Source organism: Anaerolinea thermolimosa (assembly GCF_001050195.2).
In the GTDB taxonomy this organism is placed as follows: domain Bacteria; phylum Chloroflexota; class Anaerolineae; order Anaerolineales; family Anaerolineaceae; genus Anaerolinea; species Anaerolinea thermolimosa.
In genome coordinates this window covers 40,324-46,174 of the sequence record NZ_DF967965.1, presented here as the reverse complement: position 1 = coordinate 46,174, position 5,851 = coordinate 40,324, and the positions used below count along the sequence as shown (strand labels likewise).

Sequence of the window (5,851 nt, the reverse complement as noted above, 5' to 3'; positions counted from 1 at the left end):
TCCGCTGGAGCGACATAGAACTGCCGCCATCATTCGGGCGGCAGAGGGAAGACATCCCCTGCCCCTGGCCGCACGGCACGGTGTTCGAAAACGTCAAGACCGGGGAGCGGGTGGTGATCAAGCAGGGGAAGGCCGTCCCTCAGAGGGAGGGGAGATGAGGGGTAAACCTCTGCTAATCCTGCTGGTTGGGCTGCTGCTGGCGGGGTGCATGAGCGCACCGGCGGGAGCAGACCCGGCGGCGCTGCGCGCCACAGCGCAGGCGGCGGAGGCGCTGGCCGGGCAACTGGAACAGCAGGCAGAGGCCGCACGGCAGGAGCAGGCCATGAGGATGGAGCAAACGGCGCAGGCGGTAGCCATGGAAGCCACCCGGCAGGCCCTGCGGGTAGAGGGGACGCGCCAGGTGCTGGAGGTGGAAGCGCAGACCTTCCGCCTGACGGCTACGGCAGAGGCAGTGGCGCGGGAAGCGGAGCGGGAAGCACTGGTGCAGAACGGAGGGATCGCCCTGCTGGGGCTGACCCTGCTGGGACTGGCAGGGGTGATGGTGGGGCTGGCGTGGAAGGCGGGGAGCGCCTGGATCACCTGGCAGTCCCGGCGCAGACAGCTGGTGGAGAGCCGCGCCGGGACGCTGCTGCTGGTGGCGGAGAACGCTCCACCGGTGCGGGTGGAGGTGATCCAGCCTGCCCTGCCCACCCCACTGCCTGCGGCAAACCACCTGGAACTGGAAACAGAGACCGAACCCATTCCCTACGCCGTGAACGGCACGCTGGTGGGGTTCATCCCACGGCAGGCGAGGAATGCGGAAGAAGGCGCACGGCGGGTGGCCCTGCGGCTACTGCGGGAGAGCATACAGGCGGCGGGGGCACACTCAAACCGCATTCCCGGCTGGCGGGAACTGGGGTGGAGTGCGGAGAGCTGGACGCAGGCGGTACGGCTGCTCTCACGCTACGTTGAGACCCAGCCGGGGAAAGGCACTTACCTGGTGGGGGAGTACGAGAGCCTGCAAGAGTTGTACTACGCGGTGGGGGAGCGGCGGGTGACCCTCTCCCCTGCCCCGCTGGAGCGGGCATGAGAGATCGCCGCACAGAACAGCGAACAGAACAGAACGGAACAGAACAATACAGAACAGCGAAGAACAGGAGGAAGAATATACATGGAGAACCAGGACGCTTACACGTCACTTGTATGCGCGGGAGCATTCATGCTTTTTATCCTGGTGCTTTTCTGGAAAGCTTTGCACCCGCCGAAGCGCCGCAAAGGGGGCAGTTACCTGATGTCCCATCTGCGGGACAAGGAGGAGCGCATGCGCGCGGCGGCGGAGAGACAGGCCGCTCAGCCCCAATCCCGACCCTTTGTCTCCGAGCCATCCAGCGTGCACTACCGCTGGTTGCAGGAGGAGTACGCGAAGAAAGCCTTTGAGCAGGCGCGCTCTGAAATGCCCCATGATTACGCGCGGCTGGCCAACCTGGCCGGGACGGTGGCGGATCTGAAGGAGGGGCGGGGTGGACACGTGCCGGAGCGGGTACACCGGGAGAAGTCGGAGACCACGCTCTTTGTACAGGTGGAGCGCCGCCCGCAGGAAGGGGAACGAGGTATCGAGGTGACCAACCACCCCCTTTTCAGCCGGAGGAAGTGACATGGATGAACGGATGAACCCCTACCGCTGTCGGGCGGTGGGATTGAGCGCCCTGGAGGGGCGGTGTCTGGTGTTTGTGGCGCGGTGTACTCCGACAGAAGCGCAGTTGCTGGAGAGCTACCCGCTGGTGTACCGCAAACTGGCGCGGCTGGGGCTGATCGTGGAGCAGTACGGGGTGTATCAGGTGACCCCGGCGGGAGAGAGCAAGCTGCGGGTGCTGGAAGGGGGACGTTGAGCCATGCGGCGCTTCGTATTGGTGCGGGAGTGCGACCCCTCCGGGGTGAGCGGAACGGGAGAGGTGGCGGAAGGGGTGGAGTTTTCGGATGGGATGGCCGTCCTGCGCTGGAAGCGAGAGCCGTATGGTTTGAATGTGTACCTGAAAATCGAGGATTTAGTCGCTGTGCATGGCCACGGCGGAGCAAGTTATATCGAGTGGCTGGACGGAGGCAACGGACATGGACAAGACCGAATGGCGGGTGTACCGGATCGAGGACAAAGGCGACCTGATGTCGGCGCTGAAATTGTACGAACTGCGCAGGGGAACCAGGGCGCGCTACGCGCGGATGAGCGAGAGAGCCCCGGAGTGGCTGGCAGCTCTCGTGCAGGAAGTGGATGGGTTGGAGATTGAACGGGCGGCGAATCTGCTGCCGCTGGATCTCTGGCTGACACATGAGAGACAGGAGCGTAAGGTCGAGGCGCAGATGCGTTTGTTTGAGGAGGCAAGAAAATGACCAGGGTAGTCACGATCTACAACCAGAAAGGCGGGGTAGGCAAGACCACACTGGCGGTGAATCTGGCACACGGATTGTCACGCCTGGGAAAGTCGGTGAGTCTGGTCGATTTAGCCAACCCGCCGTACTGCCATGGGTGGTTTGGTTTGTCAGCGGACGGTTTGGCGCTGCGCTGGATGCAGGGGGAAGCGGTTGTCCCCCACATGACGCGCGCGGGGGTAAGCGTTCTGCCGGGCTACTGGCCGAGCCCCGAAGAACTGCTGGATGGAAAAGAAATGTCTCTGAAGGCAGAGGAAATGAAGCGCGAGCGCTTTGAAGCGCTGGAAACGGATTGGGTTGTGGTGGATGGGTACCGGTATGAGTGGGAAGTTGAAAAGGAACTGTTGAGAGGGACCGATCTGGTACTGGTACCTCACGATCCCGGGACGCCGCGAGGAAGCACAACGAACACTCTCGAGATGTGCCGCAACCTGCGGGAGGAGGGCTGGATGGGTGCTTGCTTTGTCATCGGCATTGTGGAGACAGCGGCGGATGGGGAGCGGGCATTGGAGACGGGTAAGTCAGCGGACGGGGTATTTCTGCTGACCTGGAACACACGGGCACGGCAAAAGCGCGCGGTTTTTGAGCCGCCGCGGGTTACGCGGGTAGTGGCGGAGTACCACAATCTGGCAATGTGGGTTTTGAGGGAAGCGGAGAGGCAGGGATGAAGATATTTGCCTTTGTGAACCAGAAAGGTGGGGTTGGGAAAACCACTTCCGCGATTACCCTGGGGCATGGGCTAGCCATGGAGGGATACAAAGTGCTGTTGATAGACGGAGACAAACAGGGGCATGTGGAAAAGCACCTGAGCATTCCCAAGGCACCAGGATTTCGAAGATGGTTTTACGAAGAAGAGCCGATGGAAAAACACCTCGTGGAAGCGCGGCCAAATTTGTGGGTGCTGCCGGGGGATAAGAGCACGAACCTGGTGATTGGAAAACTGAGGGATGAACCGCTGGCCATGCCGTTGTTCGTGAGGCGGATTCGCCAGGAAGCGGAGGAACTGGGCATGCAGGTAGGCATGATTGATCTGGGACCCGGGCTGGATCACCTGCAGACAGCGGCGATGATGGCAGCGGATTACGTGGTGATCCCGGTCTCCCCGCGATTTCTGGACATGGACGGAGTGGCAGAGGTCACCAGCACGATGGCGGAGTTGAGTTACAGCAAAGGGAAAAGCTGGCAGCGGTTCATCGTCCTGCCGACCATGTACGTGCGGGTGTGGCGGGAAAGCGGCATGCGGTTGAAAGAACTGGTAGACACCTTTGGAGGGATGGTATGGCCGCCGATCCCCAACGATCCGCGGGTGATGGAATCACCTGGGCGGGGAAAGACCTTGTGGGAGTACGCCGCCGAGACGAAAGCCATCCGGGGGCTTGAGACCGGTGGAAAGCGGGTGGGGGGATATGAAGAAGCCTTGCGGCGGATGAAAGGACTGCTGGAGGGAGCATGAGCAGGAAGAACAGGGAAGAGCAGGTGTTATCGGCCTTTGCAGGGTTTGATGAAGGTGTGCGTCTGCTGCTGGAAGAGAGCGAACGGCGGGCGGAAGAGCAGCGGCTGTCACCGGCGGAAAGGAAGCGGTTGGCAGAGTGGCGGCGGAAAGAAGAGGAGAAGAAGCGCCGGGAGAAAGAAAAAGCCCGAGGAAGGAAGCCCAACAAAGTCACCGTGGATATACCGGCTGAACTGCGGGAAGCCCTGGAAAGGATTGCAGGGAAAGAAAGCGTCACGGTTTCGCAGGTGATTACCTTCTTCCTGTTTGAAGCGGTGGAGAGGTATGAAAAGAAAGAGATTGGCTTTTGGGGTTTCAAGTACCCCTCGGAATCGCCGCGCTACGACTGGATTCTGGTTCATCCGAAGGATGTGGAAAGGATGGAAAAGCTTGAGTCGCGGAAAAATAAAAAATCGTGGTGAGCGAGGATTTCAAGGGACAGCCCTAGAGTTTTCAAGGGACGACCCTGAAGGACAGCCCTTGAATTTTCAAGGGACGTCCCAAAGGGACAGCCCTAAAAAAGAGAAGGGACAGCCCTTGCGCCACGTAGAAGCCCTGCAAGCCCTCTGATTTGAGGGTATGGCTAGGATAAGACCTTTTGAAAAAAAAGCCCTGTTTTTAGGCGAAAATTCGGGCAATTTGAGGAGGTGCAGAAGTGAGCAAAAACGAGAGCTTTGGACCCGTTCTTGACGGGATTACCCTGCCGGAGACCATCATCCTGCCGCCGGAAATCGTCCCGCTTTTACCGTGGATGAACCTCGCGGAGTTGAAGGTCACGGTTGCCGCGATTGCCCGCCTGATGCAGGTTGGGGGTGCCGAGCCGATTACCCTCTCGGAGTTTGAGACGATGACCGGTTTATCGCGCCCTGCTGTGCTGGACGGCATTGAGCGGGCGATGAAACGGGGACTGCTGACCCGCTTTGAGATGACCGGCTATCGCGGTCACACCATGCACGTTTACGAACTCAAACCCCGTTTTATCGGTGAAAAAAATTTACCGATTGACAGTTCGAACGGTTCAATCGGTAAAGATTTTATCGGTAAAAAATTTTTACCGATTACGCCTATTAAAGCAAAGCAAAGTAAAGATGTTGTTAATGATTCAGATTCAACAACAAACTTAACTTTGCTTAACTTAAGCGCGAGCACAAATTTTTCGCAAAAAACGCCTGAAAATGACGCAAAAAACGCGCTTTTTGTGCAATTGCGCAAAATCGGAATTTATTCAAAAACTGCAAGATTCCTGCTGGATAATTTCCCGCTGGAACGGGTTGTAAAATGCCTGTCGCTGTACCCGCTGGCGGTCAAAGTCGGACGAGCGGACGGTCCCGGCTGGCTGGTCAAGGCGGTGAGCGATCCCAACTGGAATTTGGACGTTGAGCAAGCCGACTTGCAAGAACGGCTCGAGATGCAAGCGCAAAAGCAGGATAAGCCCAAACCATCCAAGCCCAAACTGCCCAAAGGCGTCCTGGAAGCCCTGCGGGAGATTGGCTGGAATGGCGGGATGGACGAACTTGCCGAGCATTACCAGCATGACCGCCATGCTTTCAAAGCCTGGCTGGATTGGGCGAAGAAGCAACCACCGGAACATGCAGCGGCACGTTTCCTGACTGGACTGCGCTCAGGCATACTCCCGCCTGTGACCGAAGTGGAGCGCGAAGAACGCAGACGCCGGTCATACACGTCCGGCAAGTACGCCGAGTTTATCGAGCATTAGCAAGATGGTCACTGAGAAATATCTGCCGGTGTTGGGCAAGATCATCCGCCATGCGCGGCGGGTGCAGCGGGAATTGGGACCGGGGTATCCGGAACTGGTGTACCACCGGGCGCTGCTGAACGAACTGCGGGAGAGCGGGGAGGTGGCGCGCTACTGCCCGCGGCTGAAGGTGCGCTACAACGGGCAGGTGGTTGGGGAGGTGGTACCGGACTTGCTGGTGCAGAAAGGCGATGCGGTGGTGG

9 protein-coding genes are annotated in these 5,851 nt (G+C 59.3%); all 9 read left to right on the top strand.

From position 1 onward, the window contains the following. Nucleotides 1-154 precede the first annotated feature (154 nt). Complete coding sequence (locus ATHL_RS00215) at nt 155-1,069, top strand: hypothetical protein (RefSeq protein ID WP_062188721.1); 915 nt, start codon at nt 155-157, stop codon at nt 1,067-1,069. A gap of 81 nt (nt 1,070-1,150) precedes the next feature. Further along, nucleotides 1,151-1,633 (top strand): hypothetical protein, encoded by a 483-nt coding sequence (locus ATHL_RS00210; protein ID WP_062188720.1) that lies wholly within the window; start codon nt 1,151-1,153, stop codon nt 1,631-1,633. A 1-nt stretch (nt 1,634) separates the two neighbouring features. After that, nucleotides 1,635-1,868 (top strand): hypothetical protein, encoded by a 234-nt coding sequence (locus ATHL_RS00205; protein ID WP_062188719.1) that lies wholly within the window; start codon nt 1,635-1,637, stop codon nt 1,866-1,868. A 220-nt stretch (nt 1,869-2,088) separates the two neighbouring features. Then, a complete protein-coding gene (locus ATHL_RS00200) occupies nt 2,089-2,364 on the top strand; it encodes a hypothetical protein (RefSeq protein WP_162787520.1) in 276 nt (91 codons plus the stop codon). Next, a complete protein-coding gene (locus tag ATHL_RS19445) occupies nt 2,361-3,071 on the top strand; it encodes a ParA family protein (protein ID WP_062188717.1) in 711 nt (236 codons plus the stop codon). The genes ATHL_RS00200 and ATHL_RS19445 overlap by 4 nt, the downstream gene beginning before the upstream one ends. Further along, nucleotides 3,068-3,856 (top strand): ParA family protein, encoded by a 789-nt coding sequence (locus tag ATHL_RS00190; RefSeq protein ID WP_062188716.1) that lies wholly within the window; start codon nt 3,068-3,070, stop codon nt 3,854-3,856. Before ATHL_RS19445 ends, ATHL_RS00190 begins: the two co-directional genes overlap by 4 nt. After that, on the top strand, nt 3,853-4,314 hold the full coding sequence (locus tag ATHL_RS00185) for a ribbon-helix-helix domain-containing protein (protein ID WP_062188715.1): 462 nt from the start codon (nt 3,853-3,855) through the stop codon (nt 4,312-4,314). Before ATHL_RS00190 ends, ATHL_RS00185 begins: the two co-directional genes overlap by 4 nt. 233 nt (nt 4,315-4,547) lie before the next feature. Continuing rightward, on the top strand, nt 4,548-5,609 hold the full coding sequence (locus tag ATHL_RS00180) for a MarR family transcriptional regulator (RefSeq protein ID WP_062188714.1): 1,062 nt from the start codon (nt 4,548-4,550) through the stop codon (nt 5,607-5,609). Nucleotides 5,610-5,613: 4 nt separating this feature from the next. Then, nucleotides 5,614-5,851, top strand: a 238-nt coding sequence (locus tag ATHL_RS00175) for a GxxExxY protein (protein WP_114679449.1), incomplete at its 3' end; no start/stop codon positions are given.

What these genes read in the sequence shown, in the direction of transcription:
- ATHL_RS00215 (WP_062188721.1), top strand. Translation starts at nt 155, where the DNA reads ATGAGGGGTAAACCTCTGCTAATCCTGCTGGTTGGGCTGCTGCTGGCG.
- ATHL_RS00210 (WP_062188720.1), top strand. Translation starts at nt 1,151, where the DNA reads ATGGAGAACCAGGACGCTTACACGTCACTTGTATGCGCGGGAGCATTC.
- ATHL_RS00205 (WP_062188719.1), top strand. Translation starts at nt 1,635, where the DNA reads ATGGATGAACGGATGAACCCCTACCGCTGTCGGGCGGTGGGATTGAGC.
- ATHL_RS00200 (WP_162787520.1), top strand. Translation starts at nt 2,089, where the DNA reads ATGGACAAGACCGAATGGCGGGTGTACCGGATCGAGGACAAAGGCGAC.
- ATHL_RS19445 (WP_062188717.1), top strand. Translation starts at nt 2,361, where the DNA reads ATGACCAGGGTAGTCACGATCTACAACCAGAAAGGCGGGGTAGGCAAG.
- ATHL_RS00190 (WP_062188716.1), top strand. Translation starts at nt 3,068, where the DNA reads ATGAAGATATTTGCCTTTGTGAACCAGAAAGGTGGGGTTGGGAAAACC.
- ATHL_RS00185 (WP_062188715.1), top strand. Translation starts at nt 3,853, where the DNA reads ATGAGCAGGAAGAACAGGGAAGAGCAGGTGTTATCGGCCTTTGCAGGG.